The sequence below is a fragment of the Klebsiella sp. G-Nf4 genome (assembly GCF_002810615.1).
GTDB classification, from domain to species: domain Bacteria; phylum Pseudomonadota; class Gammaproteobacteria; order Enterobacterales; family Enterobacteriaceae; genus Klebsiella; species Klebsiella variicola.
In genome coordinates this window covers 153,469-179,373 of record NZ_PION01000005.1, presented here as the reverse complement: position 1 = coordinate 179,373, position 25,905 = coordinate 153,469, and the positions used below count along the sequence as shown (strand labels likewise).

22 protein-coding genes are annotated in these 25,905 nt (G+C 57.1%); 11 read left to right on the top strand and 11 right to left on the bottom strand.

What is annotated here, in order from left to right; translation table 11 throughout:
- Position 1 precedes the first annotated feature (1 nt).
- Positions 2–1,165 (top strand): M20 aminoacylase family protein, encoded by a 1,164-nt coding sequence (locus tag CWM57_RS12660; RefSeq protein WP_100676003.1) that lies wholly within the window; start codon positions 2–4, stop codon positions 1,163–1,165.
- Between the two features lie 44 nt (positions 1,166–1,209).
- Here CWM57_RS12660 and pncB read toward each other — a convergent pair whose 3' ends face one another.
- The gene (gene pncB / locus CWM57_RS12655; protein ID WP_100676002.1) at positions 1,210–2,412 is read right to left on the bottom strand and encodes a nicotinate phosphoribosyltransferase; all 1,203 of its coding nucleotides are present in this window, start codon (positions 2,410–2,412) and stop codon (positions 1,210–1,212) included.
- A gap of 326 nt (positions 2,413–2,738) precedes the next feature.
- Between pncB and pepN the strand changes: the two genes are divergently transcribed.
- Positions 2,739–5,354, top strand: coding sequence for an aminopeptidase N (gene pepN / locus CWM57_RS12650; protein ID WP_100676001.1), 2,616 nt, complete (start codon positions 2,739–2,741; stop codon positions 5,352–5,354).
- Between the two features lie 97 nt (positions 5,355–5,451).
- Here pepN and ssuB read toward each other — a convergent pair whose 3' ends face one another.
- Genes ssuB through ssuE form a run of 5 tightly spaced genes read right to left on the bottom strand, consistent with a single transcriptional unit; the run spans position 5,452 to position 9,696 of the window.
- Positions 5,452–6,225: an aliphatic sulfonates ABC transporter ATP-binding protein gene (gene ssuB, locus CWM57_RS12645; protein WP_074386401.1), complete on the bottom strand. Its 774-nt coding sequence runs from the start codon at positions 6,223–6,225 to the stop codon at positions 5,452–5,454.
- The gene (gene ssuC, locus CWM57_RS12640) at positions 6,222–7,013 is read right to left on the bottom strand and encodes an aliphatic sulfonate ABC transporter permease SsuC (RefSeq protein ID WP_008805877.1); all 792 of its coding nucleotides are present in this window, start codon (positions 7,011–7,013) and stop codon (positions 6,222–6,224) included. The genes ssuB and ssuC overlap by 4 nt, the downstream gene beginning before the upstream one ends.
- A 10-nt stretch (positions 7,014–7,023) precedes the next feature.
- Complete coding sequence (gene ssuD, locus CWM57_RS12635) at positions 7,024–8,169, bottom strand: FMNH2-dependent alkanesulfonate monooxygenase (protein ID WP_061155165.1); 1,146 nt, start codon at positions 8,167–8,169, stop codon at positions 7,024–7,026.
- Positions 8,166–9,128: a sulfonate ABC transporter substrate-binding protein gene (locus CWM57_RS12630; RefSeq protein ID WP_074386400.1), complete on the bottom strand. Its 963-nt coding sequence runs from the start codon at positions 9,126–9,128 to the stop codon at positions 8,166–8,168. Before CWM57_RS12630 ends, ssuD begins: the two co-directional genes overlap by 4 nt.
- Complete coding sequence (gene ssuE / locus CWM57_RS12625; protein WP_008805880.1) at positions 9,121–9,696, bottom strand: NADPH-dependent FMN reductase; 576 nt, start codon at positions 9,694–9,696, stop codon at positions 9,121–9,123. Before ssuE ends, CWM57_RS12630 begins: the two co-directional genes overlap by 8 nt.
- 248 nt (positions 9,697–9,944) lie before the next feature.
- Here ssuE and pyrD point away from each other — a divergent pair, with 248 nt between their 5' ends.
- Both pyrD and zapC read left to right on the top strand, forming a co-directional pair.
- On the top strand, positions 9,945–10,955 hold the full coding sequence (gene pyrD, locus CWM57_RS12620; RefSeq protein ID WP_074386399.1) for a quinone-dependent dihydroorotate dehydrogenase: 1,011 nt from the start codon (positions 9,945–9,947) through the stop codon (positions 10,953–10,955).
- A gap of 169 nt (positions 10,956–11,124) precedes the next feature.
- Positions 11,125–11,667, top strand: coding sequence for a cell division protein ZapC (gene zapC / locus CWM57_RS12615; protein ID WP_061155162.1), 543 nt, complete (start codon positions 11,125–11,127; stop codon positions 11,665–11,667).
- Here the strand turns inward: zapC and CWM57_RS12610 are convergent.
- Positions 11,664–12,773 carry a YcbX family protein gene (locus CWM57_RS12610; RefSeq protein ID WP_074386398.1) on the bottom strand — a complete coding sequence of 370 codons (1,110 nt, stop codon included), beginning with the start codon at positions 12,771–12,773 and terminating at the stop codon, positions 11,664–11,666. The two genes, zapC and CWM57_RS12610, sit on opposite strands and share 4 nt — an antisense overlap.
- 99 nt (positions 12,774–12,872) lie before the next feature.
- Here CWM57_RS12610 and rlmKL point away from each other — a divergent pair, with 99 nt between their 5' ends.
- The 6 genes from rlmKL to rmf all read left to right on the top strand — a co-directional run bounded on the left by rlmKL (position 12,873) and on the right by rmf (position 20,792).
- The gene (rlmKL, locus tag CWM57_RS12605; RefSeq protein ID WP_074386397.1) at positions 12,873–14,978 is read left to right on the top strand and encodes a bifunctional 23S rRNA (guanine(2069)-N(7))-methyltransferase RlmK/23S rRNA (guanine(2445)-N(2))-methyltransferase RlmL; all 2,106 of its coding nucleotides are present in this window, start codon (positions 12,873–12,875) and stop codon (positions 14,976–14,978) included.
- 12 nt (positions 14,979–14,990) lie between these two features.
- Positions 14,991–16,898, top strand: coding sequence for an ABC transporter ATP-binding protein (locus tag CWM57_RS12600; protein WP_061155159.1), 1,908 nt, complete (start codon positions 14,991–14,993; stop codon positions 16,896–16,898).
- Positions 16,899–16,912: 14 nt separating this feature from the next.
- Positions 16,913–18,181 carry a membrane integrity-associated transporter subunit PqiA gene (gene pqiA, locus CWM57_RS12595; protein WP_074386396.1) on the top strand — a complete coding sequence of 423 codons (1,269 nt, stop codon included), beginning with the start codon at positions 16,913–16,915 and terminating at the stop codon, positions 18,179–18,181.
- Positions 18,171–19,808, top strand: a complete 1,638-nt coding sequence (gene pqiB, locus CWM57_RS12590) for an intermembrane transport protein PqiB (RefSeq protein WP_074386395.1) — start codon at positions 18,171–18,173, stop codon at positions 19,806–19,808. The genes pqiA and pqiB overlap by 11 nt, the downstream gene beginning before the upstream one ends.
- Positions 19,808–20,371: a membrane integrity-associated transporter subunit PqiC gene (gene pqiC / locus CWM57_RS12585; protein WP_074386394.1), complete on the top strand. Its 564-nt coding sequence runs from the start codon at positions 19,808–19,810 to the stop codon at positions 20,369–20,371. The genes pqiB and pqiC overlap by 1 nt, the downstream gene beginning before the upstream one ends.
- A 253-nt stretch (positions 20,372–20,624) precedes the next feature.
- Positions 20,625–20,792 (top strand): ribosome modulation factor, encoded by a 168-nt coding sequence (gene rmf, locus CWM57_RS12575; RefSeq protein ID WP_002898396.1) that lies wholly within the window; start codon positions 20,625–20,627, stop codon positions 20,790–20,792.
- Positions 20,793–20,860: 68 nt separating this feature from the next.
- Here rmf and fabA read toward each other — a convergent pair whose 3' ends face one another.
- Together fabA and CWM57_RS12565 are read right to left on the bottom strand one after the other, a co-directional pair.
- Complete coding sequence (gene fabA / locus CWM57_RS12570) at positions 20,861–21,379, bottom strand: bifunctional 3-hydroxydecanoyl-ACP dehydratase/trans-2-decenoyl-ACP isomerase (RefSeq protein WP_012542300.1); 519 nt, start codon at positions 21,377–21,379, stop codon at positions 20,861–20,863.
- Between the two features lie 69 nt (positions 21,380–21,448).
- Entirely contained in the window at positions 21,449–23,206 is a 1,758-nt protein-coding gene (locus tag CWM57_RS12565; RefSeq protein ID WP_100631486.1) for an AAA family ATPase, read from the bottom strand.
- Between the two features lie 185 nt (positions 23,207–23,391).
- Between CWM57_RS12565 and matP the strand changes: the two genes are divergently transcribed.
- On the top strand, positions 23,392–23,844 hold the full coding sequence (gene matP / locus CWM57_RS12560; RefSeq protein WP_008805891.1) for a macrodomain Ter protein MatP: 453 nt from the start codon (positions 23,392–23,394) through the stop codon (positions 23,842–23,844).
- A gap of 107 nt (positions 23,845–23,951) precedes the next feature.
- Here the strand turns inward: matP and ompA are convergent, their stop codons facing one another.
- Together ompA and sulA are read right to left on the bottom strand one after the other, a co-directional pair.
- Positions 23,952–25,004 carry a porin OmpA gene (gene ompA, locus CWM57_RS12555; RefSeq protein WP_008805892.1) on the bottom strand — a complete coding sequence of 351 codons (1,053 nt, stop codon included), beginning with the start codon at positions 25,002–25,004 and terminating at the stop codon, positions 23,952–23,954.
- 352 nt (positions 25,005–25,356) lie between these two features.
- Complete coding sequence (sulA, locus tag CWM57_RS12550) at positions 25,357–25,866, bottom strand: SOS-induced cell division inhibitor SulA (RefSeq protein WP_074386393.1); 510 nt, start codon at positions 25,864–25,866, stop codon at positions 25,357–25,359.
- Positions 25,867–25,905 lie beyond the last annotated feature (39 nt).

The following is a 25,905-nucleotide window of genomic DNA, read 5'->3' as shown; positions in this document are numbered from 1 at the left end:
AATGAATCAACAACAGCTAAAGCAGCAGCTTATTGCCTGGCGCCATCACCTGCATGCCAATCCGGAAAGCGCCTTTGAAGAAGTCAAAACCTCGCAGTTTATCGCCGAGAAACTCGAAGCGATGGGCATTGAGGTTCATCGTAATATAGGTAAAACCGGGCTGGTGGGCGTGTTGAAATGCGGCGACGGTAACGGTGTTATCGCCATCCGCGCCGATATCGATGCTATTCAATTGAACGAACAGGGTGAACGGCCTTACCGCTCCACGACCGCCGAACGGATGCACGGCTGCGGGCATGATGGCCATACCTGCATTGCGCTGGGCGCGGCGCAGTTGCTATTGCAGCGGCAAAACTTTAACGGCACCGTCTGTTTTGTTTTTCAACCTGCGGAAGAACCCGGTTATGGCGCCAATGCGATGATGACGGACGGCGTTATCGAGCGTTTCGGCATCGAGGAGATTTACGGCCTGCACAATATGCCGGGTATGAAGGCCGGGACCATCGCCACCCGTGTCGGCGGTATTATGGCCAGCGAAGATAACTTTATTATCCGTATTAAGGGGCAGGGGGCGCATGCCGCCCGGCCGCATATGGCGAAGGATCCGCTGGTGATTGCGGCAGAAATTATTCTGGCGCTGCAGACCATCGTTTCACGCAATATCGACCCGAACGTGCCGGCGGTGATCTCCTGTACGGAGCTTCATACTGACGGTATCCGCAATGCGATCCCCACGCATGTGGAAATTAAAGGGGATACCCGCAGCTACTCGGCTGACGTACAGGCGCTGCTGGAAGCGCGCATGCGGACCATCAGCGAAGCGATTTGCGCGATGCACGGCGCGCAGTGCGAGTTTAGCTATACCCATGAATTCGCCCCGACGGTGAACTGGCAGCAATGCGTTGATGTCGCGGTCAATGCGGCGGTGAACGTCATGGGGGCGGAAAATGTCGACGGCAACGTCGCGCAGATGATGATTTCGGAGGACTTCGGCGCCTTCCTGCAGGAGATCCCCGGCTGCTTCATCTTTTTAGGTAACGGCGATGCGTCTGATACTCAGGGCAATACGCCGTTGCATAACGCTTGCTACGACTTTAATGATGAAATTTTACTGACCGGCGCGGAGTATTTTGCCGAGGTGATCAGGACAAGATTACCGCAGTAGAGATGTTAGTCGGCCCGGCAGCGTAACGCCGCCGGGCCGTTTTTTTAACTCGCCTTTTTAATCGGCGGCAGGTCGAACGCCTCGCGCAGGGCGCGGACGAACGCCTTATCGTGGCAGATGGTTTTCCCCGGGCTGTCGGAGAGTTTCGCCACCGGCTTGCCGTTACATTCCACCAGCTTAATCACGATATTGAGCGGTTTAACCTGCGGCAGATCGCAGGTTAAACGGGTGCCGATACCAAAGCTCAATTTCACCCGCGCAGCGAAGTGGCGATACAGGTCGACGGCTTTCGCCAGATCGAGGTTATCGGAGAAGACCAGCACTTTGCTCAGCGGATCGATGCCCAGCTTTTGATAATGGGCGATGGCTTTTTCACCCCATTCCACCGGGTCGCCGGAGTCATGGCGCAAACCCTGATAGCGGGTAGCGAATTCCGGACCAAAATCGCGCAGGAACGCATCCATGGTGATGCAGTCGGTCAGCGCAATACCAAGCTGGTCGGGATATTCTTCCAGCCAGGCGGCAAGGGCCGCCCGCTGGCTGCTGGCGAGGTTCGGGCTGATCTGCTGGTGGGCCTGGAACCATTCATGCGCCTGGGTGCCCATCGGGGTTAAATGTAAACGACGAGCCAGATCGTAATTGCTGGTGCCGACAAACCACGGCTCCTGCTGCAGACGTTGCACAATGGCCTCTTGCACTTCGCGTGAAAAACGACGGCGGGTACCGAAGTCCATCAGGCGGAAGGCGCGCATATCGAGGCCAGCGGTCATGCTGGCGAAGTCGCCTAGTTTATGTTCCAGCGTGTTCAGTGCCTGAGCGACGCCCGTCTCGGGTGAACGATAGCGATGGACCAGCTCGCTTATCACCGCCAGCAGCGGGACTTCCCACATGATGGCTTCACGCCACGGGCCGGTAAGGCGAATGTTCAGCTTGCCGTTGTCATTGCTGACCGTGACCTGGCGCGGGTCATAGCGAAAATCGCGCAGCCAGTCGAGATAATCCTGGCGGAAAAAGGGAAGGGTGGACAGCCAGTGATATTCATCGTCCCGCAGCCTCAGGTCGCGCATGGACTCCACCTGCTCGCGGATCGCGTCGGCATAAATGCCGAGCAGGTCGTCTCCGCGGCAGCGAAACTCCGCCGCCACATGCACATCGCCGTAGCGATGGAAGACAGCCTGCTGCATGTGCAGCTTGTAGGCATCCGTATCAAGCAGCGAGTGCAGTACAGGAGAAGTGAATTGTGTCATGGTGCGCAGTAGCATCCTCTCACTGGAGCGTTCCATCCAAACCAACGCGAAAAAAGGAGGCGGAGTATACCTTTATTACCCGACTCTGTCCCGCGATGGCGAGCGATGGCGACGCTGACGGTCATTTGCGAGGCCTAGTTTAATATATTGAACATGGATCACACCACAAGCTTTGCGTCGGGTCGAGGGCATTTCGTGCCGCACGTGTTAACAAAATGTAGCGGTTTTCGTGTTTCACATTGAAAAGATGAAGATTCTGCATAGCGCGATTGACACAACGGGAATAGACTGGGACGACACTTTACCCAAGATGCGAAAGGTTTTTTATGACACAACAGCCCCAAGCCAAATACCGCCACGACTATCGTGCGCCGGAGTATCTGATTAGCGATATCGATTTGACCTTTGACCTGGATGCCGCAAAAACCGTCGTTACGGCCGAGAGCAAGGTCTCCCTCCACGCGGCTGCGTCTGATGTGCCATTGCGCCTGGACGGCGAAGATCTGACCCTGATCGCGCTGCAAGTGAACGGCCAGCCGTGGAGTAACTATAAAGAAGAAAACAATCAGCTGGTGATCGGCGGCCTGCCGGAGCATTTCACCCTGACCATCGTCAATGAGATCAGCCCGGCGGCGAACACCGCGCTGGAAGGCCTGTATCAGTCAGGCGAAGCGCTGTGTACGCAGTGCGAAGCGGAAGGCTTCCGCCATATTACCTGGTATCTGGACCGCCCGGACGTGCTGGCGCGGTTTACCACCAAAATCATCGCCGACAAAGCGAAATACCCGTTCCTACTCTCCAACGGCAACCGCATGGCGCAGGGAGAGCTGGAGAATGGCCGCCACTGGGTACAGTGGCAGGATCCGTTCCCGAAACCGTGCTACCTGTTTGCGCTGGTGGCCGGTGATTTTGACGTCCTGCGTGACACCTTTACCACCCGCTCCGGTCGTGAAGTGGCGCTGGAGCTGTACGTCGATCGCGGCAATCTCGACCGCGCGCCGTGGGCAATGACCTCGCTGAAAAATTCCATGAAATGGGATGAGGAGCGCTTTGGCCTCGAGTACGACCTCGACATCTATATGATTGTCGCCGTCGACTTCTTTAATATGGGCGCGATGGAGAACAAAGGCCTCAACGTCTTTAACTCCAAATATGTCCTGGCCCGTACCGATACCGCCACCGATAAAGACTATCTTGATATCGAGCGGGTGATTGGTCATGAGTATTTCCATAACTGGACCGGCAACCGCGTCACCTGCCGCGACTGGTTCCAGCTCAGTCTGAAAGAAGGGCTAACCGTGTTCCGCGATCAGGAGTTCAGCTCTGACCTCGGCTCGCGGGCGGTTAACCGCATCAACAATGTGCGCACCATGCGCGGGTTGCAGTTTGCCGAAGACGCCAGCCCGATGGCGCACCCGATCCGCCCGGATATGGTTATCGAGATGAACAACTTCTACACCCTGACGGTTTATGAAAAGGGTGCCGAAGTGATCCGCATGCTGCATACCCTGCTGGGTGAAGAAAACTTCCAGAAAGGGATGCAGCTGTACTTTGAACGCCATGACGGCAGCGCGGCGACCTGCGATGATTTCGTCCAGGCGATGGAGGATGCCTCTAACGTCGACCTGTCACACTTCCGCCGCTGGTACAGCCAGTCCGGTACGCCAATCGTCACCGTGCATGACGACTACAACCCGGAAACCGAGCAGTACACGCTGACCATCAGCCAGCGTACGCCGCCGACCGCCGAGCAGGCCGAAAAGCAGCCGTTGCATATCCCGTTTGCCATTGAGCTGTACGATAACGAAGGCAAAGTGATCCCCCTGCAGAAGGGCGGCCATCCGGTACACCCGGTGCTCAATGTGACTCAGGCCGAGCAGACTTTCGTCTTCGATAACGTCTATTTCCAGCCTGTGCCGGCGCTGCTGTGCGAATTTTCAGCACCAGTGAAACTGGAATATAAGTGGAGCGATCAGCAGCTCACCTTCCTGATGCGTCATGCGCGGAATGATTTCTCGCGCTGGGATGCGGCGCAGAGCCTGCTCGCGACCTACATCAAGCTGAACGTCAACCGTCATCAGCAGGGACAGCCGCTGTCGCTGCCGGTGCATGTGGCGGACGCCTTCCGTGCCATCCTGCTGGACGAGAAGATTGACCCGGCGCTGGCCGCCGAGATCTTAACCCTGCCGTCGGCTAACGAAATCGCCGAGATGTTCGCCATTATCGATCCGATCGCCATCGCCACCGTACGCGAAGCGCTTACCCGCACCCTGGCAAATGAGCTGGCGGACGAGTTCCTCGCAGTTTATAACGCCAATAAGCTCGACAGCTACCGGGTGGAGCACGCCGATATCGGTCAGCGTGCCCTGCGTAATACCTGCCTGCGCTATCTGGCGTTTGCGGAACCGACGCTGGGCGATAAGCTGGTGGCGGCGCAGTATCACCAGGCGGATAATATGACCGATGCGCTGGCCGCGCTGTCGGCGGCGGTTGCGGCTGAACTGCCGTGCCGCGATGCGCTGATGCAGGAGTACGATGACAAATGGCATCAGGACGGTCTGGTGATGGATAAGTGGTTTATCCTGCAGTCCACCAGCCCGGCAGCCAATGTGGTTACAACGGTACGCGGTCTGCTGAATCACCGTTCGTTCAGCATCAGCAACCCGAACCGCGTGCGGTCGTTAATCGGCGCTTTCGCCAGCAGCAACCCGGCGGCGTTCCATGCTGAAGACGGTAGCGGCTACCAGTTCCTGGTGGAGATGCTGACCGAGCTTAACCAGCGCAACCCGCAGGTGGCGTCGCGTCTGATTGAGCCGTTGATTCGTCTGAAGCGTTATGATGAGAAACGCCAGGCGCTGATGCGCGCCGCGCTGGAGCAGTTGAAGGGGCTGGAGAATCTCTCCGGCGATCTGTTCGAGAAAATCAGTAAGGCGCTGGCGTAACGGCCGCAAAATCCCCGGTTGCGCTCTCGCTTACCGGGGCTACCGCGCTGTGCGATTTGGTAGCCCGGCCGAGCGAAGCGCGGGCCGGGGACGTTAGTTAGCCATGACTAAACAAACGCGGTGCGCTCTCGCTCTTGCCGCGTTTCATCACCCGATCCAGCACCTCTGCCTCCAGCTCGGCCAGCTTCGCCGACCCGGTGCGCCGCGGTCGTGGAATATCCACGTTCAAATCGAGGCCAATTTTCTTCTCTTCAATTAACAGTACCCGGTCGGCCATGGCCACCGCTTCACTGACGTCGTGCGTGACCAGCAGGACCGTAAAACCATGCTCCTGCCACAGGGAGACGATCAGCTCCTGCATCTCCAGACGGGTGAGGGCATCCAGCGCCCCCAGCGGCTCGTCCAGCAGCAGCAGGCGCGGGCGATGGATCAGCGCGCGGGCCAGCGCAACGCGCTGCTTTTGCCCACCTGACAGCGCCGCCGGCCACTCCTGCGCGCGGTTCTCGAGTCCGACGCTGGCCAATGCCTGTAGGGCGGCGTCGCGCCAGGCGCCTTTTAACCCCAGCCCCACGTTATCAATCACTGTTTTCCACGGTAGCAGGCGCGCATCCTGAAACATCATCCGGGTGTCGTCCTGGATCGCCGCCAGCGGCGTCGCGCCCGCCAGCAGCTCGCCGGCGTTTGGTTTTTCCAGACCCGCCAACAGGCGCAGCAGGGTACTCTTGCCGCCGCCGCTGCGGCCCACCACCGCCACAAACTGGCCGCTGGGAATATGCAGATCCAGCTCGTTAAGAATAGTGTTATCGCCATAGCGTTTCGTCACCCCGTTCAGCAGCAACGGGATACCTGGGTTCAGACGGGCAGTGTTCATGCGTTAGCCTCCTGAAGATGATACGCCGGGTTCCAGCGCAGCCAGAGCCGTTCCAGCAGCTGGGCGCAGACGTCGGCCAGTTTGCCAAGGATGGCGTAAAGAATGATGGCGACCACCACCACGTCGGTTTGCAGAAATTCACGCGCGTTCATCGCCAGATAACCGATGCCGGCATTCGCCGAAATGGTTTCGGCGACAATAAGCGTCAGCCACATCAGGCCAAGAGCGAAACGCACGCCGACCATAATTGAGGGCAGGGCGCCGGGTAAAATCACGTGACGGAACAGCGCGAAGCCGGATAAACCATAGCTGCGCGCCATCTCCACCAGCCCACGGTCGATATTACGGATCCCGTGCCAGGTGTTGATATAGATCGGGAACAGGGTGCCCAGCGACACAAGGAAGATCTTGGCGGTCTCGTCGATGCCGAACCACAAAATCACCAGCGGGATCAGCGCCAGATGCGGCACATTGCGCAGCATCTGGATCGAGGTGTCCAGCAGGCGCTCGCCCCAGCGTGACAGGCCGCTGATCAGGCCGAGTACCAGCCCGATGGAGCCTCCGATGGCGAAGCCGACCAGCGCCCGCCACGAGCTGATGGCCAGATGCTGCCACAGCTCACCGCTGGCCGAGAGCGTCCAGAACGCTTTCAATACCCCCTCCGGCGAGGGCAGTACCCGTGTCGACAGCCAGCCAACGGACGAGGCCAACTGCCAGACAATGACCGTCCCTACCGGCAGCAGCCAGGGGGCGAGGCGTAACAACAGGGGATGGGTTGATTTTGCCATCAGTGCCTCCTCAGCTTTGCGCCACTTTACGCGGGATAAACTCGTTGGCGACCGCTTCCCCCTGCAGGCGCAGGTTTTGCGGTTGCGGGATAGACGGCACGGCGACGTCGAGCAGGGGGAACAACAGCTCGCCGACCCGATACGCCTCTTCCAGATGCGGATAGCCGGAGAAGATAAAGCTATCGATCCCCAGCGCAGCGTATTCATTGATTCGTTCGGCAACGGTGGCGGCATCGCCCACCAGCGCAGTACCGGCGCCGCCGCGCGCTAAACCGACACCGGCCCACAGGTTAGGGCTGATCTCGAGCTGATCGCGTCGACCGTTGTGCAGCGCCGCCATTCGCTGTTGACCGACCGAGTCGGTTCTGGCGAAGGCCGCCTGGGCGCGGGCGATAGTTTCATCATCAAGGTGGGAGATAAGGCTGTCCGCGGCCTGCCAGGCTTCCTCGTTGGTTTCCCGCACGATCACGTGCAGACGGATGCCAAAACGCACCCGGCGTCCATGCCGGGCCGCTTTCTCCCGGACCTGAGCAATCTTCTCTGCCACCTGCTTCGGCGGTTCACCCCAGGTGAGATAGAGATCGACCTGCTCAGCGGCCAGATCCTGCGCCACCTCAGACGAACCGCCGAAATAGAGCGGTGGACGGGGCTGCTGGAGCGGCGGGAACAGCAGTTTGGCATCGCGAACGCGCTGATGCTTGCCGTTAAAGGTGACGGTTTCTCCCTCCATCAGCTTGCGCCAGATGTGGGTAAATTCAGCCGAGGCCTCATAGCGCTCGGTGTGATCGAGGAAGACGCCGTCGCCGGCCAGCTCGGCGGGATCGCTGCCGGTGACCAGATTGAACAGCGCCCGGCCGTTTGACAGTCGGTCCAGGGTCGCCGCCTGGCGGGCGGCTACCGTCGGCGACACCACGCTAGGCCTGAGGGCGACAAGAAATTTCAGCCGCTGCGTCACCGGGATCATCGAGGCCGCAACCAGCCAGGCATCTTCACATGAGCGTCCGGTCGGGATCAGCACGCCGGTGAACCCCAGCCGATCCGCCGTCTGCGCGATTTGCTGCAGATAGCCGTAATCGACCGGACGGGCGCCCTCTTCGGTGCCCAGATAACGACCATCACCATGGGTCGGTAAAAACCAGAACATATTCAGACTCATGATTTCGCTCCTTGTGCGGCGGCGGGCTGCCAGATACGGGCCCGGATATCAACTTTTTTCGGCACCAGCTTGTTCTCGTAGAACAGGTCGGCCGTCTGCTGCTGGCGAGCGGCGGTTTCGGCGCTCACCGGGGTCACTGAGGTGGGGGGACGATGGTCCAGATAGCTGGCGATCACCGCTTCCGGTAATCCCATCGTTTTCGCCAGCAGCGTAATGCTTTGCGCGCGCTGACTATGGGTCAGGGCATCGGCCTGAGTAAAGGTGTCGAGTACGCCTTCAATGAAAGCGCCATTGCGTTCAGCGTAGGGCCGGGAAGCAAGATAGAACGATCCCGTCTGTTTCAGATCGGTTCCGTCAGTCAGCACCCGGGCGCCGCCCTGCAGCAGCGCGGCGGAGTAGTACGGATCCCAGATGGCCCAGGCGTCGACATTGCCCTGCTGGAAGGCGGCGCGCGCATCGGCAGGGGCAAGGTAAACCGGCTGAATATCGCTAAATTTCAGACCCGCCAGCTGCAGGGCGCGCAGCAGCAGATTGTGGGAGCTGGAACCTTTCTGGAAAGCGACCTTTTTCCCTTTTAATTCGGCAACGTTGTGAATAGGACTGCCTTGCGCCACGAGGATGACTTCCGCTTTGGGCTTGGGCGGCTCCGAACCGATATAGACCAGATCGGCGCCCGCCGCCTGGGCAAAGATAGGCGGAATATCGCCGGTACTGCCGATATCAATGCTGCCGACGTTCAGCGCCTCCAGCATCTGGGGGCCGGCCGGGAATTCAATCCACGAGATATGGGTGCCCGGATAGCGCTGCTCCAGCAGCTGATGGCTCTTCGCCAGCACCATGCTGACGCTGCCTTTCTGATAACCAATGCGCAGGGCATCGGGCGCCGCCGGGGCGGCGTGGCTCAGCGCAGAGAACAGCAGCAGTCCGCCGAGGGTCAGCGCGCGGAGAGGATTAAACATGTTCCACCCCACGCAGAGACGTTAACGACGGGGCGCGGCTGCTGGGACGATGCAGCGCCTGCCAGAAGGTCTCCAGGGACTCATCCAGGCGCCGCTGCAGGTTAGGGGTGAACTGCGGCTTATGCTGGTAATCCGTGACCTGGCTGTCATCGGCGAAGACGCCATGGAGGATCTCCTGGGCCTTCAGGGCATTCAGGACGGGTTTCAGAGCGTAGTCCACCGCCAGCATGTGGGCGATGGTGCCGCCAGTGGCCAGCGGTAGCACGATTTTGCCCTCCAGGGCCCGCTCAGGAAGCAGATCGAGCAGGGTTTTCAGGGCGCCGGAAAACGAAGCTTTATACACTGGCGTGGCGATAATCAGGCCGTCGGCCCCCGCCAGTTGCTCATTGAGCGTTTGTAGCGCCGGGTTGTCAAAGCGAGCGTACAGGAGGTCTTCCGGGGCAAAGTTCTGCAGATGCCAGTGGCAGACTTCGATATCGGCGGCGGTGAGCGTCTCTCTGGCATATTCCAGCAGGGCGCTGGAACGGGAAGGGTAACGCGGGCTGCCCGCAAGCGTAATGACGCGCATCTCTCTCTCCTTATAACTAAATGTTTGCATTTATCTATAATTGATAACATTTGCAGTGAGTGTGACAGAGCACCATTATTTCCCTAAATGATTTATCCACCGTTAGATAGCCGAAAAGCGCATAACGGCGCGGGGAGAGGTAATCGTTTGCGCTGATGGGTGATTTTTTGTCGCAGGTCAATTCCCTTTCAGCTGCGGATCGCACATAATACGCCCCCGGTTTGCACACCGGGAATCCAGGAGAGTTCATGTACTACCCCTTCGTTCGTAAAGCCCTTTTTCAGCTCGATCCTGAGCGCGCTCATGAAGTTACCTTTCAACAATTACGTCGTGTCACCGGGACGCCGCTGGAAATGCTGGTTCGCCAGAAGGTACCGGCCAGGCCCGTTACCTGTATGGGGCTGACCTTTAAAAATCCGCTGGGTCTGGCGGCCGGGCTGGATAAAAATGGGGAATGCATTGACGCGCTGGGCGCGATGGGTTTTGGTTCGATTGAGATCGGCACCGTGACCCCGCGTCCGCAGCCGGGTAACGATAAGCCGAGGATCTTCCGTCTGGTGGATGCCGAGGGGTTGATCAACCGCATGGGCTTTAATAACCATGGCGTCGATAACCTGGTTGAGAACGTGAAAAAGGCGCATTTTGACGGCGTGCTGGGCATCAATATCGGCAAAAATAAAGATACGCCGGTGGAGCACGGGAAAGATGATTACCTGATTTGTATGGAAAAAGTCTATCCTTACGCCGGGTATATCGCCATTAATATCTCCTCACCGAATACCCCGGGGCTGCGTACGCTGCAATACGGTGAAGCGCTCGATGATTTACTCTCCGGTATTAAAAATAAGCAGCTTGAGCTGCAGCAAAAGCATCAAAAATATGTTCCGGTCGCCGTTAAGATCGCACCGGATCTTTTACCAGAGGAATTGATCCAGGTTGCCGATAGCCTCGTGCGTCATAATATTGACGGGGTGATTGCAACCAATACCACCCTCGATCGTTCTCTGGTTCAGGGAATGAAACATTGCGATGAGACCGGCGGGCTTAGCGGTCGTCCATTACAATTAAAGAGCACCGAAATTATCCGTATGCTCTCCGCTGAGCTGAATGGTCGTTTGCCTATCATCGGCGTGGGCGGTATTGATTCGGTGATTGCTGCGCGGGAAAAGATGGCCGCCGGAGCATCGCTGGTGCAGATTTATTCCGGATTTATTTTTAAAGGTCCGCCGCTGATTAAAGAAATTGTTACCCACATCTAATCTTTTCCTCCGCTGAATCCCACCCAGGGCTTTATTTCCGGCCCTGGTTGTTTTATATTCCCTCACTGTTGCTTATTTAAACATTTTAGACTTTTCTTAATTTTAGAAAATATTCTGCGGCAAGTCGCAACAACTTTGCAGAGGCGTATGAAAGGGGACAGGGGGAAAAATGCGCATTAAACCTGACGATAACTGGCGTTGGTATTACGATGAAGAGCACGACCGTATGATGCTCGATTTGGCCAATGGCATGTTATTTCGCTCGCGCTTCGCCCGGCGAATGCTGACCCCGGATGCCTTTGCGCCGTCGGGATTCTGCGTCGATGACGCCGCGCTCTATTTCTCCTTTGAAGAAAAATGCCGCGATCTCGGGCTATCGAAAGAACAGCGGGCAGAATTAGTCCTCAACGCGCTCACTGCCATCCGTTTTCTCAAACCGCAGATGCCGAAAAGCTGGCACTTTACCGCCCACACTCATCACTGGCAACCCAGCAGCGGCGACGCCGCCTGCGTCTGGCTGAGCGATACCGGCGAGCAGGTGAATTTGCTGGTGGTGGAGCCGGGAGATAACGCCGCGCTTTGTCTGCTGGCCCAGCCGGGTCTCACCCTTGCCGGGCGCGTGATGCAGTTAGGCGACGTCATTAAAATCATGAACGACAGGCTGCAGCCGGCGCAGAGCGCGGTCAGCTACAGCCTGGGACAGGCGGTTTAAGGCGCCAGGCGCAGCGCCGTTTTTGGTACGCAGCTGCAGGCGAGAATGGTGCCATCCCCGGCGACCGCATTTTTCTTTAACGCGCTGACTTCACCCTCTTCCAGCCGAATGCGGCAGCTGCCGCAGATCCCCGCCCGACACGAATAGGGTACGCGAATGCCCTGTTGCTCCAGTTGCTCAAGCAGCACCTGCTGGTTATTCCCGGTAAACTGTTGACCCTGCCATTCGATGGCAACCGTAGCCTGCTGCTGCGCTTCCGGGGCTGGAGTATCGTCGCTCTCGCCTGCGCCGTAGGCTTTCGCCGGGCCGCGGGCGAGGATTTCGACTTCATCACCTACCCGGATCACCCCGCTGTTGCGGGCAATCAGGTTCTGGCCAAAATCGACATCGCCATTGTCCAGCGCAGTACGAAAACGTTTTAAGGTTTCCAGCGGCTCCCCGGTGGGATGCTTCTGTCCGCGCGCCGGACTGACGGTGGTAAAAATGCAGCGGCTACAGGGCTTGGCGACGTCAAACACCACCTCGCCGACGCGGATCACTTTCCAGCTATCTTCATCCCAGGCCGCCGCGCCGGTGACCACGAGATTAGGACGAAACTGTTCTATGCTTACGCTGGCAGGACACCGTTGCTGCAGATCGCGCAGCGAGGCCTCGTTAGCCAGCAGGTACGGGTAGCCGTCGGCGAAGGAGAGCGGTACCGCATCGTGGCGCTTCACCCGGCGGGTTAACTGCGGCCCCAGCCAGCGCAGCTGGACATCGCGCTTGAAAAAGCCGCTGAGCCACTGGTTAACGGCAGCGGGGGCGATGAGGGCGGTGAAATGGTTGCCCCAGACTTCGGTCGGCTCGGCCTGCGGGGCGAAATCGCTAAAACGCACCACGGCGCTGCTGCCGTCCGGTGCGGTCAGGTGAAGGCCATCATGAAGCGGCGCCGGAATAAATTTCACCATTTGCGGAAACTGGCGGGCGGTAATAAAGGTCCCGTCGGTTTCGGTGACCATAAACAGGCGATCGAAGGCCAGGCCGCTGATATCAGCAAAGGCATGGGTCAGGCCCATGCCGCGCATGGATTTAACGGGATGAATAAAAAGTCGCGAGAGCGTTACCATACGCTGCCTCCGGGTTCCAAAAATAAGCCTATAACTTTATGACATAGGGCACATATTGGCTATAATGCGCACCAATTTTCTTTAAGTAAAAGTGACGATATGAATTCTCTGTTTGCCAGTACGGCTCGTGGGCTGGAAGAGCTGTTAAAAACTGAACTGGAAGGACTTGGCGCGACGGACTGCCAGGTCGTCCAGGGCGGGGTCCATTTTCAGGGGGATACGCGCCTGCTGTATCAAAGCCTGATGTGGAGCCGGCTGGCTTCGCGCATCATGCTGCCACTGGGTGAGTGCAGCGTGTATAGCGATCTGGATCTCTATCTGGGGGTTCAATCGATTCCGTGGACGGAGATCTTTACCACTGACGCGACCTTCGCGGTGCATTTTAGCGGCCTCAATGACGAGATCCGCAACAGTCAGTATGGCGCATTAAAAGTCAAAGACGCTATCGTCGACAGCTTCACGCGTAAAAACCTGCCGCGCCCGAATGTCGATCGTGAAAATCCCGATCTGCGGATCAATGTCTGGCTGAACAAAGAGACGGCGCATATCTCTCTGGATCTGAGCGGGGAAGGGTTGCATCTGCGCGGCTACCGCGATGGTACCGGTATGGCGCCGATCAAAGAAAACCTCGCGGCGGCGATCGTCATGCGCTCTGGTTGGGCTCCGGGTACGCCGCTGCTCGATCCGATGTGCGGCTCCGGTACCTTGCTGATTGAAGCGGCGATGCTGGCGACCGATCGCGCGCCGGGTCTGCACCGCGGCCACTGGGGCTTTGGCGGCTGGGCACAGCACGATGACGCCATCTGGAAAGAGGTGAAGGCAGAAGCGCAAACCCGCGCCCGCCAGGGGCTGGCGGCCTATGGGTCGCGCTTCTATGGATCTGACGTCGACGAGCGTGTCATTGAGCGCGCGCGCCGCAACGCCCGCCGGGCTGGCATCGGCGAACTGATCGATTTTGCAGTAAAAGACGTCGCCCAACTGAATAACCCGCTGCCGAAAGGCCCGTACGGTACGGTGATCAGTAACCCGCCGTATGGTGAGCGCTTGGAAAGCGAACCGGCGCTGATCGCCCTGCACAGCCTGCTGGGCCGGATCATGAAAAGTCAGTTTGGCGGCTGGAACCTGTCGGTGTTCAGCGCCTCGCCGGAACTGCTGAGCTGCCTGCAGCTGCGTGCCGATAAACAGTTCAAAGCCAAGAACGGCCCGCTGGACTGCGTACAGAAGAACTATCACCTGGCGGAGAGCGAAGGCGGCAAGCCGGCGATGCTGGCGGAAGATTTTGCCAACCGTCTGCGTAAGAATCTGAAGAAATTTGAAAAGTGGGCCCGTCAGGAAGGCATTGAATGCTATCGCCTGTACGATGCCGATCTGCCGGAATATAACGTGGCGATCGATCGCTACGGTGACTGGGTGGTGGTGCAGGAGTATGCGCCGCCGAAAACCGTCGATGCGCACAAAGCGCGCCAGCGTCTGTTTGATATTATCGCGGCGACCATCGCCGTGCTGGAAATTGCCCCCAACAAGCTGGTGCTGAAGACCCGCGAGCGGCAAAAGGGCAAAAACCAGTATCAGAAGATGGCGGAGAAGGGCGACTTTATCGAGGTGCAGGAGTACAACGCGCGCCTGTGGGTTAACCTCACCGACTACCTGGATACCGGTCTGTTCCTCGACCACCGTATCGCCCGTCGCATGCTGGGCCAGATGAGCAAAGGTAAGGATTTCCTCAACCTGTTCTCCTATACCGGCAGCGCCAGCGTCCACGCCGGCCTCGGCGGGGCGCGCTCTACGACCACGGTGGATATGTCGCGTACCTATCTGGAATGGGCGGAACGCAACCTGCGTCTCAATGGCCTGACCGGTCGTGCGCATCGCCTGATGCAGGCTGACGTGCTGGGCTGGCTGCGGGAAAGCACCGAGCAGTTCGATCTGATCTTTATCGATCCGCCGACTTTCTCTAACTCCAAACGGATGGAAGATGCTTTTGACGTGCAGCGCGATCATATTCGTCTGATGACCGATCTAAAACGTCTGCTGCGTAAAGGCGGCACCATTATGTTCTCGAATAACAAACGCGGTTTCCGTATGGATCATGACGGGCTGGCGGCGCTTGGCCTGAAGGCGCAAGAGATTTCGCAAAAAACGCTGTCGCAGGATTTTGCCCGCAACCGTCAGATCCACAACTGCTGGCTGATTACTGCAGCCTGAAAGGAATAAAGAATGTCACTGATTAGTATGCACGGCGCCTGGCTTTCATTCAGCGATGCGCCGCTGCTGGATAATGCTGAACTGCATATCGAAGATAACGAACGCGTCTGTCTGGTTGGGCGCAATGGCGCCGGTAAATCGACCCTGATGAAGATCCTCAACCGTGAACAGGGGCTGGATGACGGGCGCATTATTTATGAACAGGATCTGATCGTCGCGCGTCTGCAGCAGGATCCGCCGCGCAACGTTGCCGGTACGGTGTACGATTTCGTCGCCGAAGGGATCGCCGAACAGGCCGCTTACCTGAAGGCCTACCATGACGTGTCGCATCAGGTGATGACCGACCCGAGCGACAAAAATTTAAATGAACTGGCCCGTCTGCAGGAACAGCTGGATAACCTGGGGCTGTGGCAGCTGGATAGCCGCATCAATGAAGTGATCGAGCAGCTTGGTCTTAACGCCGACGCACAGCTGGCTTCGCTTTCCGGCGGCTGGCTGCGTAAAGCGGCGCTGGGCCGCGCGCTGGTCAGCGGGCCGCGCGTGCTGTTGCTGGATGAACCGACGAACCACCTCGATATCGAAACTATCGACTGGCTGGAAGGGTTCCTGAAAAGCTTTAAAGGCACCATTATCTTTATTTCGCATGACCGCTCCTTTATTCGCAATATGGCGACGCGCATCGTCGATCTCGATCGCGGCAAGCTGGTGACCTATCCGGGCAATTACGATCAGTATCTGCTGGATAAAGAAGAGGCTCTGCGGGTTGAAGATCTGCAGAATGCCGAATTTGACCGCAAGCTGGCACAGGAAGAAGTATGGATCCGTCAGGGGATCAAAGCGCGCCGCACCCGTAACGAAGGTCGCGTTCGCGCCCTGAAGGCGATGCGTCGCGAGCGCGGCGAGCGCCGGGAAGTGATGGGCAGTGCGAAGATGCAGGTTGAAGAGGCTTCGCGCTCCGGCAAAATCGTTTTCGAAATGGAGAACGTCAACTATCAGGTTGACGGCAAAGTGCTGGTGAAAGATTTCTCCGCGCAAATTCAGCGCGGCGATAAGATTGCCCTGATCGGCCCGAACGGCTGTGGCAAAACCACGCTGCTGAAGCTGATGCTTGGCCAGCTGCAGGCCGACAGCGGGCGGATCCACGTCGGCACCAAGCTGGAAGTCGCCTACTTCGACCAGCACCGCGCGGAGCTGGATCCGGACCGGACGGTGATGGATAACCTCGCCGAAGGTAAGCAAGAGGTGATGGTTAACGGTAAGCCGCGGCACGTGCTGGGCTATCTGCAGGACTTCCTGTTCCATCCGAAACGGGCGATGACGCCAGTCCGCGCGCTGTCCGGCGGGGAGCGTAACCGCCTGCTGCTGGCGCGACTGTTCCTGAAACCCAGTAACTTATTGATTCTCGATGAACCGACAAACGACCTTGATGTCGAAACGCTGGAGCTGCTGGAAGAGCTGATCGACGGCTATCAGGGTACCGTGATGCTGGTCAGCCACGATCGTCAGTTTGTTGACAATACCGTGACCGAGTGCTGGATCTTCGAGGGCGGCGGCCATATTGGTCAGTACGTTGGCGGTTATCACGACGCCCGCGGTCAGCAGGCCCAGTCGCTGGCGCAGAAGCAGCCGGCAGCGAAAAAAACGATGGAAGTTGCTCAGCCAAAAGCAGAAACTGTCAAACGCGGCGGGAACAAACTAAGCTATAACCTGCAGCGCGAGCTGGAGCAACTGCCGCAGAAGCTGGAAACCCTTGAGGCTGAACTGCAGACGCTGCAGGAGCAGGTAGCCGATCCCGACTTTTTTGGCCAATCGCACGATCGTACGCAGCAGGTGCTGGCGCAGCTGGCCGAGGCGGAGCAGGCGCTGGAAGCCGCCTTTGAACGCTGGGAATATCTCGAAGGATTAAAGAACGGCGCCTGAGCCGAGGAGTTGTCATGTGCGATCACCATCATGCTGCGCGACATATTTTATGTCCCCAATGTGATTTGCTGGTGGCTTTGCCGCAGCTTGAGCATCGCCAGAAAGCCGCCTGCCCGCGCTGCGGTACAACGTTAACCACCACGTGGGACGCGCCTCGCCAGCGTCCCACGGCTTACGCGCTGGTCGCGCTATTTATGCTGTTGCTGGCCAACCTGTTTCCTTTTATCTATATGAAAGTGGGTGGCATCAGCAGCGAAATAGAGCTGCTGGAAATTCCCAACGTGCTATTTACCGAGGATTACGCCAGCCTCGGCACCTTCTTTTTACTCTTTGTGCAACTGGTACCGGCGTTTTGCCTGGTCACCATTTTGTTGCTGGTCAATCGGGTCAGGATGCCCCTCGGCCTGAAGGCATTCCTGGCGCGTATTCTGTTTCACCTCAAGACCTGGGGCATGGCGGAAATCTTTCTTGCCGGCGTGCTGGTCAGCTTTGTCAAACTGATGGCCTACGGCGATATCGGTATCGGCCTAAGCTTTATTCCCTGGTGCATGTTTTGCCTGCTGCAGTTACGTACCTTCCAGTGCGTCGACCGCCGCTGGTTGTGGGATGATATTGCCCCCATGCCGGCGATTACCCAACCGCTGAAAATTGGGGTTGCCGGGATCCGCCAGGGGCTGCGCTCCTGCGCCTGTTGTACGGCGGTGTTACCGGTCGACCAAACGGTCTGTCCGCGCTGTCACAGCAAAGGAACGGCGCGGCGTAAAAATAGCCTGCAGTGGACGCTGGCGCTACTGGTGACCTCATTTATTCTCTATCTTCCCGCCAATATTATGCCCATCATGATCACCGATCTGCTGGGCGATAAAATGCCGTCGACCATTATGGCCGGGGTGGTTTTGCTGTGGAGCGAAGGCTCTTATCCGGTGGCGCTGGTGATTTTTATCGCCAGTATTATGGTGCCGACGCTGAAGATGATCGCCATCGCCTGGCTGTGCTGGAATGCCAACGGAAACGGTGCGCGCGATTCGGAACGCATGCATCTGATTTATGAAGTGGTGGAATTTGTTGGCCGCTGGTCAATGATTGACGTTTTTGTCATCGCCGTGCTCTCTGCGCTGGTGCGCATGGGAGGGTTGATGAATATCTATCCCGCCATCGGCGCGGTCATGTTTGCGCTGGTGGTGGTGATGACCATGTTTTCAGCGATGACGTTTGATCCCCGTTTACTGTGGGATCGTGAGCCAGATTCAAGCCATGAGGAAATACAACAACATGGAAAATAAGAGCGGAGAAGCGAAAGTGCAGAAGGTGAAGAACTGGTCACCGGTGTGGATCTTCCCTATCGTCACTGCGCTGATCGGGGCGTGGATCCTGTTTTATCATTACAGCCATCAGGGGCCTGAGGTCACGCTGATCACCACCAACGCGGAAGGCATCGAAGGGGGAAAAACCCGGATCAAGAGCCGCAGCGTGGATGTTGGGGTGGTAGAGAGCGCGACGCTGACTGACGATTTAACCCATGTGGAAATCAAAGCTCGCCTCAATTCCGGGATGCAGAAATTACTGCATAACGATTCCGTCTTCTGGGTGGTGAAACCACAGGTAGGGCGCGAGGGGATCAGTGGTCTCGGGACATTATTGTCCGGGGCCTATATTGAACTGCAGCCGGGGTCGAAAGGTTCGGTGCCGGCGCAGTATCCGCTACTGGATTCTCCGCCGCTGGCCTCGCCGGATGCCAAGGGGATCCGTATTTTGCTGGAAAGCAGCAAAGCGGGCCAGCTTTCGCCAGGCGATCCGGTGCTGTTCCGCGGCTATCGCGTGGGGTCGGTGGAAACCAGCACTTTTGATGCGCAAAAAAGGCATATCACTTATCAGCTGTTCATCAATGCGCCAAACGACCGCCTGGTGACCAGCAACGTTCGCTTCTGGAAGGACAGCGGGATCGCCGTTGATTTGACCGCGGCGGGGATGCGCGTCGAGATGGGCTCGTTGTCGACATTGTTTGGCGGCGGCGTGAGCTTCGATATTCCGGAAGGACTGGATCTCGGCGAGCCGGTGGCGAACAAAACGGAATACCACCTGTTTGACGATCAGAAGAGCATCCAGGATTCGGTCTTTACCGAACATATCGACTATGTCATGTTCTTCAAGGACTCGGTTCGCGGCCTGCAGCCCGGCGCGCCGGTGGAGTTCCGCGGCATCCGTCTGGGAACCGTCGGCAAAGTGCCGTTCTTTATTCCTGGGCTGAAGCAGCGTTTGAACGATGACTATCGCATTCCGGTAGAAGTGCGGGTCGAACCGCAACGTCTGGTCAACCAGCTCGGCGGCGATCCGAATATTCGCGCCCACATTGACGATCTGATCAACCGCGGACTGCGCGGCTCGCTGAAAACCGGTAACCTGGTGACGGGTGCGCTGTATATCGATCTCGACTTCTATCCGAAAGCGCCGCCGCGCGGGAAAATTCAGGAGTTTAACGGCTATCCGATTATCCCGACCATCAGCGGTGGCCTGGCGCAGATCCAGCAGCGTCTGATGGATGCGCTGGATAAAATCAATAACCTGCCGCTCAATCCACTACTGGAACAGGCAACCAGTACGCTGGCGCAAAGCGAGAAGACCATGCAGCACGTGCAGGCCACGCTGGATAGTCTGAATAAGATCACCTCCAGTCAGTCGATGCAGCAGCTGCCTGCTGATATGCAGACGACGCTGCGCGAACTGAACCGCAGTATGCAGGGCTTCCAGCCGGGCTCCGCGGCCTACAATAAGATGGTGGCCGATATGCAGCGTCTGGATCAGGTGCTGCGTGAACTGCAGCCGGTCCTGAAAACGCTCAATGATAAGAGCAATGCGCTGGTATTTGAGGCGAAGGATAAAAAAGACCCACAGCCGAAGGGAGCGAAATAATGAAAAAATGGTTACTGGCAGCAGCCGTTTGCGCGCTGACAGCGTGCAGTAGCGGCGGCGAGAGCAAAACATACTACCAGCTGCCGGTGGTGCAGGGCGGCGCACAGAGCGCCGCCAGCCAGGGGGCTCGCCTGCTGTGGGTGGAGCAGATCAGCATCCCGGATTATCTGGCGGGCAATGGAGTGGTCTATCAGACCACCGATGTGCAGTATGTGATCGCCAGTAATAATCTGTGGGCCAGCCCGCTGGACCAGCAGCTGCGTACTACGCTGGTGGCAAACCTCAGCCAGCAGTTGCCGGGCTGGGTAGTGTCGTCCCAACCGTTGGGCAGCGAGCAGGATACGCTCAATGTGGCGGTAAATGGCTTTCACGGGCGCTACGACGGGCGGGTTATCGTCAGCGGCGAGTGGTTATTGAAGCATCAGGGACAGCTGATTAAGCGCCCGTTTAACATCGTGCTCAAGCAGCAGCAGGATGGCTATGACGCGATGGTGAAGACCCTGGCGCAGGCGTGGAGCCAGGAGGCGGCGGCCATTGCCGGCGAGCTTAACCGTCTGCCATAAGTAAAATTCATAAAAGTGATATGCCGCGCGGTTCATCTGAGCCGCGCGGCATTTTTTTTGCCAGGTCAGTTCGTTAGCAACCGCGGCGCGGAATGAACAAAAAATGAACTCTTATATAGGTCACAAATATGACACTGGCGTGAATTTTGCGCATTGACGTTGCCTTCATTTCGCGGTATTCGTAACCCGTGGCTGCACAATTTGCGACCACTGTTTTCTTTTCCACCAGATCAAAGAATGAGGGAAACGAGGCATGAAGAGACAAAAACGAGATCGCCTGGAACGGGCACATCAACGTGGATATCAAGCGGGTATCGCGGGAAGATCGAAAGAAATGTGTCCATACCAGAGCTTGAATCAACGCTCATGGTGGCTGGGAGGCTGGCGAGAAGCCATGGAGGACAGGGTACTAACGGCCTGACACTGTCTCTTTAAAAAAGAAGCCTCCGCATAGCGGGGGCTTCGCCTTTTAATCGCTGCCGATGATTATCAGAAAGCGGAAGTATCCTGGAACAGGCCTACTTTCAGATCGTTCGCGGTATAGATCAGACGATCGTCAACCAGCACTTCGCCATCCGCCAGGCCCATAATCAGACGACGGTTAACAATGCGCTTGAAGTGGATGCGGTAGGTGACTTTTTTCGCGGTCGGCAGAACCTGACCGGTGAATTTCACTTCGCCAACGCCCAGCGCACGGCCTTTGCCTTCGCCGCCGAGCCAGCCAAGATAGAACCCGACCAGCTGCCACATCGCATCCAGGCCCAGGCAGCCCGGCATCACCGGATCGCCGATGAAGTGGCAACCGAAGAACCACAGGTCCGGGTTGATGTCGAGTTCTGCCTCAACATAACCTTTGTCATAGTTACCACCGGTTTCGCTCATTTTGATGACGCGGTCCATCATCAGCATGTTTGGTGCTGGCAACTGCGGGCCTTTCGCGCCGAACAGTTCACCACGACCAGAGGCAAGAAGATCTTCTTTTGTATAGGATTCGCGTTTATCTACCATGTTTTCAGTAAGCCTTATTTTAAGTTCGGGACGCAGGATAGCTAACACGTGTAAGCTGAACAAGTCCGATCAGTTAGAACTTGTCCCACCTAACCAGCGTAGCGGCCACGGAAAACGATGGCGAGTCTCTTGCTGGGTCGCCTGCGCTATCCGCTCCTGAATGGTTTGTCGCAGCGTCTGCCCTTCACCGTCCCACATCAGTTGGGTCAGCATCGGCAGCGCTTCGGTGATATCGTCAATGGCCCAGATGGCAAACTGGTTTTCGGCAACGGCCTGACGGAGCTCATGGCTAAGACTGAGATGACGAACGTTGGCCGCAGGGATAATGACGCCCTGTTTACCGGTTAGCCCGCGCTGCTGACAGATAGTGAAGAATCCTTCAATTTTTTCATTCAGACCGCCGACCGGCTGCACGCGACCAAACTGGTCGACGGAACCGGTAATTGCGATGCTCTGATTAATCGGCACATTGGCCAGCGCGCTGATTAAGGCGCAGAGTTCGGCCATGGAGGCGCTGTCGCCGTCCACTTCACTGTACGACTGTTCGAAGGTCAGCGAAGCGGAGAAGGGAAGCTGCTGCTCCAGCTCCAGCTCGGACATCAGAAAAGCCTGCATGATCATCATACCTTTCGCATGAATATTGCCGCCGAGCTCGGCTTTGCGTTCGACGTCAATAAACTCGCCATCACCAATGTGCACGACGCAACTGATGCGCGAAGGTTCACCGAACGCGCGCGGATGGCCGGGAAATTCAATCACCGACAGGGCGTTGATCTGCCCGACGCATTCGCCTTCGGTTTCAATCAGGATCTGTTCCTGCAGGATTTCATCCTGCATTCGTTCTGCGAGGTAGCCTTCACGCCACTCCCGGCGTGCCAGCATCGTCTGCATTTCTTCGCCAGTAATCTCCTCGCCCTCGCAGAATGCGGCGGCCTCCCGCAGCTGGCGGGCTATCCATAGCGGACTGAGCGGCAGGGTCTCCTGATCGCCGGTGTAGCGCGTCCCCTCATCGATCAGCAGTGGCCAGGCGTCGGCCGCCGGACCTGGCAGCGTCAGCTGCTGGGCATTTTGCCATACCCACTGGCACCAGGCTTTCAGCGTCTCGGCGTCAGCAAACTGCAAAGTGTCTTCATACTCACTGTAGATCGCCTGAGCACAAAGCTCTGGTTCCATTTCCTGGAAATCCGCCAGCGATTCGCGTTCGCCGACCAGCATGACTTTCAGGCTCAACGGCATGGAGGGAATGCTGACCGGCAGCGGGCGTGACTCATCGATGGAGAGCCAGTCAAACCGCTGACGGGTCACCATATTTTTCAGGCGCACCCACAGCAGCGGTTGCGCCAGCAGTGTACGAAGCGAGATTACCAGCACGCCACCATTGGCCTGATGAACCAGGCCTGGCTGGAGGGTGATGCCACCGTTAAACTGGCGTACGCAGCCAAATAGCTGTTCCGCCTCTACCCAATCGGCCGCGACGACCGGCGCGGTGCTGGCAAAATTATCCTCAGCACGTTGTGCCGGGGAGAGCGTCACGCGAGCGCCGTCAATGTCATAGCGGACCCCGTAGAGCGGGGCGGCAGGTTCATGCAGCGTGCGGGTTTCTGCCGTCAGCCATTGCAGATACTCCGGTTCTTCGGGGGCTTTCACCAGCATGAAGGAGGAGACTGCCGGCGTGCACAGCAATTGCTCAAGCGCGTAGAACAAACGCGGCTGCAGATCGCCCGAGAGGGAGGGGGCCGGTTGAGAGAGATCAGCTTGGGCAAACAGCGCCTGATAAGGTTCCATATCGGGCGCAAGGTCGGTTCGGGTCAGTTTCGTAATGGTCAAAGTCGCTGTTTTTTAGTTAGATGTAAAGCGCGCAATTATACCTGATGCCGCGACTGAGCACACGGAGGATTATGATTACCCCGATGATTCCCCGGCCATACACATCACGAATAATGATTTATATTCAGCACATCAGGAAAAAACTGATATCCTGAAATGAGTTACACGGTCACATTGAGATCGCAATGAAATATCAACAACTGGAAAATCTTGAAAGCGGCTGGAAATGGAAATATCTGGTAAAGAAGCACCGGGAAGGTGAGCTGATTACCCGCTACATTGAGGCCAGCGCTGCGCAAGCTGCGGTAGATGACTTGCTGACGCTCGAGAATGAACCTGTGCTGGTGCATGCCTGGATTGAGCAGCATATGAATCCGGCGCTGATGAACCGCATGAAGCAGACCATCCGTGCGCGACGGAAACGGCATTTTAATGCGGAGCATCAGCACACGCGCAAGAAGTCTATCGATCTTGAGTTTGTCGTCTGGCAGCGTCTTGCCGGCCTGGCGCAGCGGCGGGGTAAAACCTTGTCTGAAACCATTGTGCAGCTGATTGAGGATGCTGAGCATAAAGAGAAGTATGCCAGCAAAATGTCGAGCCTGAAGCACGATCTGCAGGAACTGTTAGGCAAAGAGTAGCCTGTACGGCCAGTCAGGGGTTACCCTGATATGGAGGCTTCCACCGCGAAAGCGAGCGAGAAGACATAAAAAAACCCGCCGAGGCGGGTTTTTTCATCAGTTCTAACTTAAGCCGCTGGCTGAGTTACAACTTCTTTGTAGCCTTTAACTTCGATCTCTACACGACGATCCGGGGCCAGGCAGTCGATCAGTGCAGCGCGAGCTTTCACGTTGTCACAGGTGTTGCCAGTAACCGGGTTGGATTTACCCATACCGCGTGCGGAGATTTTGCCAGCCGGGATGCCTTTAGCAACCAGGTAGTCAACAACGGACTGAGCACGTTTCTCAGACAGCTGCTGGTTGTAAGCTTCGGAACCGATACGGTCGGTGAAGCCCATAACAACTGCAGAACCGTCTTTCGGATCCATGTTGCTCAGCTGGGTGTACAGCTGATCCAGAGCCTGCTGACCTTCCGGTTTCAGGGTTGCTTTGTTGAAGTTGAACAGAACGTCAGACTTCAGGGTGAAGTGCTTGGTAGTCACTTCCGGAGCCGGAGCCGGAGCCGGAGCTACAACCGGTGCAGCATCTTCCTGACCGAAACGGTAGGAAACACCCACGCTCAGCATGCCGTTGTCCGGACGAACGCCAACGGTGCCCGCGTCGCCAATGTTGTTAACCCACTGGTATTCCAGACGGGTAGCGATGTCACGAGTCACAGCCCACTCTACGCCGCCAGCAAATACCGGGGAAACGCCAGTGTCGTGGTTGTCGCCAGCGATGCTGTTGCTGGAGTCTGCGCGCCATACCATGCCGCCCAGACGGGTGTAGATGTCCAGATCGTCAGTGATCGGGTAACCCAGTTTAGCGGTCAGCTGAACGCCCTGAGCTTTGAATGCGCCATTAACCTGGTCGCCTTTGTACGGCATACGGCCCAGCCAGTCGTAACCCATTTCGAAACCGAGGTACGGGTTAACCTGGTAACCACCGAACGCACCAGCGCCCAGCTGGCTTTCGTGGGTCGGACCATTGTTGTTCAGAGAGCTGTTGTACCAGCCAGTGTCATGGAACTGGGACCAACCCAGTTTACCACCTGCATACCAGGTGTTATCTTTCGGAGCGGCCTGCGCTACGGTAGCGAAGCCAGCCAGTGCCACTGCAATCGCGATAGCTGTCTTTTTCATTTTTTGCGCCTCATTATCATCCAAAATTCGCCATGAAGTTACAAAAGACCTCACGGTTAAATCCTTCACCCGGGGCGTGACTTGTTGTTAACTATGCTGATACATGCAGCGTAAGCCGATCACCCCTGGCGATGTAAAGTCTACAACTTAGTTCGAAACTTACAAGTGTGAACTCTGTCAGGCATATGAAAAAAAAGGGTTGTGTACACAATATTTAACAAATATGGTTGATTTTCGTACGCAGAAAAAAGACAGAAATGCCCGTGTGACAGGCATTCCGCGAAAAAGACCCTGAAAAACGCTGTGGCTTTACCATCGGTAAAAAAAATTCCAGGAATAATCCTAATTTCACTCAATGATACAAATTTGAGTGAATTTTTAGCCCGTTGAGTTGTCTGCCGAGCGTGCCTTGATTTCTCACCGGGCGCATGATGAATCCCATCGCGCAACCTTCCTGGGCTGCATTGACCAGACGCTCATGCTCTTCCGCGGTTAGCTCCTCCGTTAGCCAGCAGATAACCACACTATAATTACCAGTGCGCAGCGCGCGGATCATCGAGTCTACGGTATGGCAGGGTGACAGCTGGCTAATTTGCATGACTTTAGACAGCGGTAGACCGGCAGACTGGACCCACTCTCGGCTAAGCTTTTGTTGCGGCGTGAGCCACAGCTGCCAGCGAGACTGTTGACCCAGCTGTTGTAATAAAGGTAGCAGCAGTAACTGTGTCATCATGGGTTGATCTTCACGATAGACAATTTCACTGATCAGCCCATTGGCGGTCTGTTCGCCAGAACGATGAGCGTAGTGGCCTGCAGAAGCAGAAGCCTGTGCTGAACGATTTGCGTGAGCTGAAGTAAACATAGTCTATCCCGCCTGTAGTTACTGTATGCATATACAGTA

Excerpts from the sequence above, each read along its gene's own strand:
- sulA (WP_074386393.1), bottom strand. The coding sequence starts at position 25,866 with ATGTTTACTTCAGCTCACGCAAATCGTTCAGCACAGGCTTCTGCTTCT.
- matP (WP_008805891.1), top strand. The coding sequence starts at position 23,392 with ATGAAATATCAACAACTGGAAAATCTTGAAAGCGGCTGGAAATGGAAA.
- ompA (WP_008805892.1), bottom strand. The coding sequence starts at position 25,004 with ATGAAAAAGACAGCTATCGCGATTGCAGTGGCACTGGCTGGCTTCGCT.
- pncB (WP_100676002.1), bottom strand. The coding sequence starts at position 2,412 with ATGACACAATTCACTTCTCCTGTACTGCACTCGCTGCTTGATACGGAT.
- pqiC (WP_074386394.1), top strand. The coding sequence starts at position 19,808 with ATGAAAAAATGGTTACTGGCAGCAGCCGTTTGCGCGCTGACAGCGTGC.
- ssuE (WP_008805880.1), bottom strand. The coding sequence starts at position 9,696 with ATGCGCGTCATTACGCTTGCGGGCAGCCCGCGTTACCCTTCCCGTTCC.
- ssuB (WP_074386401.1), bottom strand. The coding sequence starts at position 6,225 with ATGAACACTGCCCGTCTGAACCCAGGTATCCCGTTGCTGCTGAACGGG.
- ssuC (WP_008805877.1), bottom strand. The coding sequence starts at position 7,013 with ATGGCAAAATCAACCCATCCCCTGTTGTTACGCCTCGCCCCCTGGCTG.
- pqiB (WP_074386395.1), top strand. The coding sequence starts at position 18,171 with ATGGAAAATAAGAGCGGAGAAGCGAAAGTGCAGAAGGTGAAGAACTGG.
- ssuD (WP_061155165.1), bottom strand. The coding sequence starts at position 8,169 with ATGAGTCTGAATATGTTCTGGTTTTTACCGACCCATGGTGATGGTCGT.
- CWM57_RS12610 (WP_074386398.1), bottom strand. The coding sequence starts at position 12,773 with ATGGTAACGCTCTCGCGACTTTTTATTCATCCCGTTAAATCCATGCGC.
- rmf (WP_002898396.1), top strand. The coding sequence starts at position 20,625 with ATGAAGAGACAAAAACGAGATCGCCTGGAACGGGCACATCAACGTGGA.
- fabA (WP_012542300.1), bottom strand. The coding sequence starts at position 21,379 with ATGGTAGATAAACGCGAATCCTATACAAAAGAAGATCTTCTTGCCTCT.
- pepN (WP_100676001.1), top strand. The coding sequence starts at position 2,739 with ATGACACAACAGCCCCAAGCCAAATACCGCCACGACTATCGTGCGCCG.
- CWM57_RS12660 (WP_100676003.1), top strand. The coding sequence starts at position 2 with ATGAATCAACAACAGCTAAAGCAGCAGCTTATTGCCTGGCGCCATCAC.
- zapC (WP_061155162.1), top strand. The coding sequence starts at position 11,125 with ATGCGCATTAAACCTGACGATAACTGGCGTTGGTATTACGATGAAGAG.
- pqiA (WP_074386396.1), top strand. The coding sequence starts at position 16,913 with ATGTGCGATCACCATCATGCTGCGCGACATATTTTATGTCCCCAATGT.
- CWM57_RS12630 (WP_074386400.1), bottom strand. The coding sequence starts at position 9,128 with ATGTTTAATCCTCTCCGCGCGCTGACCCTCGGCGGACTGCTGCTGTTC.
- pyrD (WP_074386399.1), top strand. The coding sequence starts at position 9,945 with ATGTACTACCCCTTCGTTCGTAAAGCCCTTTTTCAGCTCGATCCTGAG.
- CWM57_RS12600 (WP_061155159.1), top strand. The coding sequence starts at position 14,991 with ATGTCACTGATTAGTATGCACGGCGCCTGGCTTTCATTCAGCGATGCG.
- rlmKL (WP_074386397.1), top strand. The coding sequence starts at position 12,873 with ATGAATTCTCTGTTTGCCAGTACGGCTCGTGGGCTGGAAGAGCTGTTA.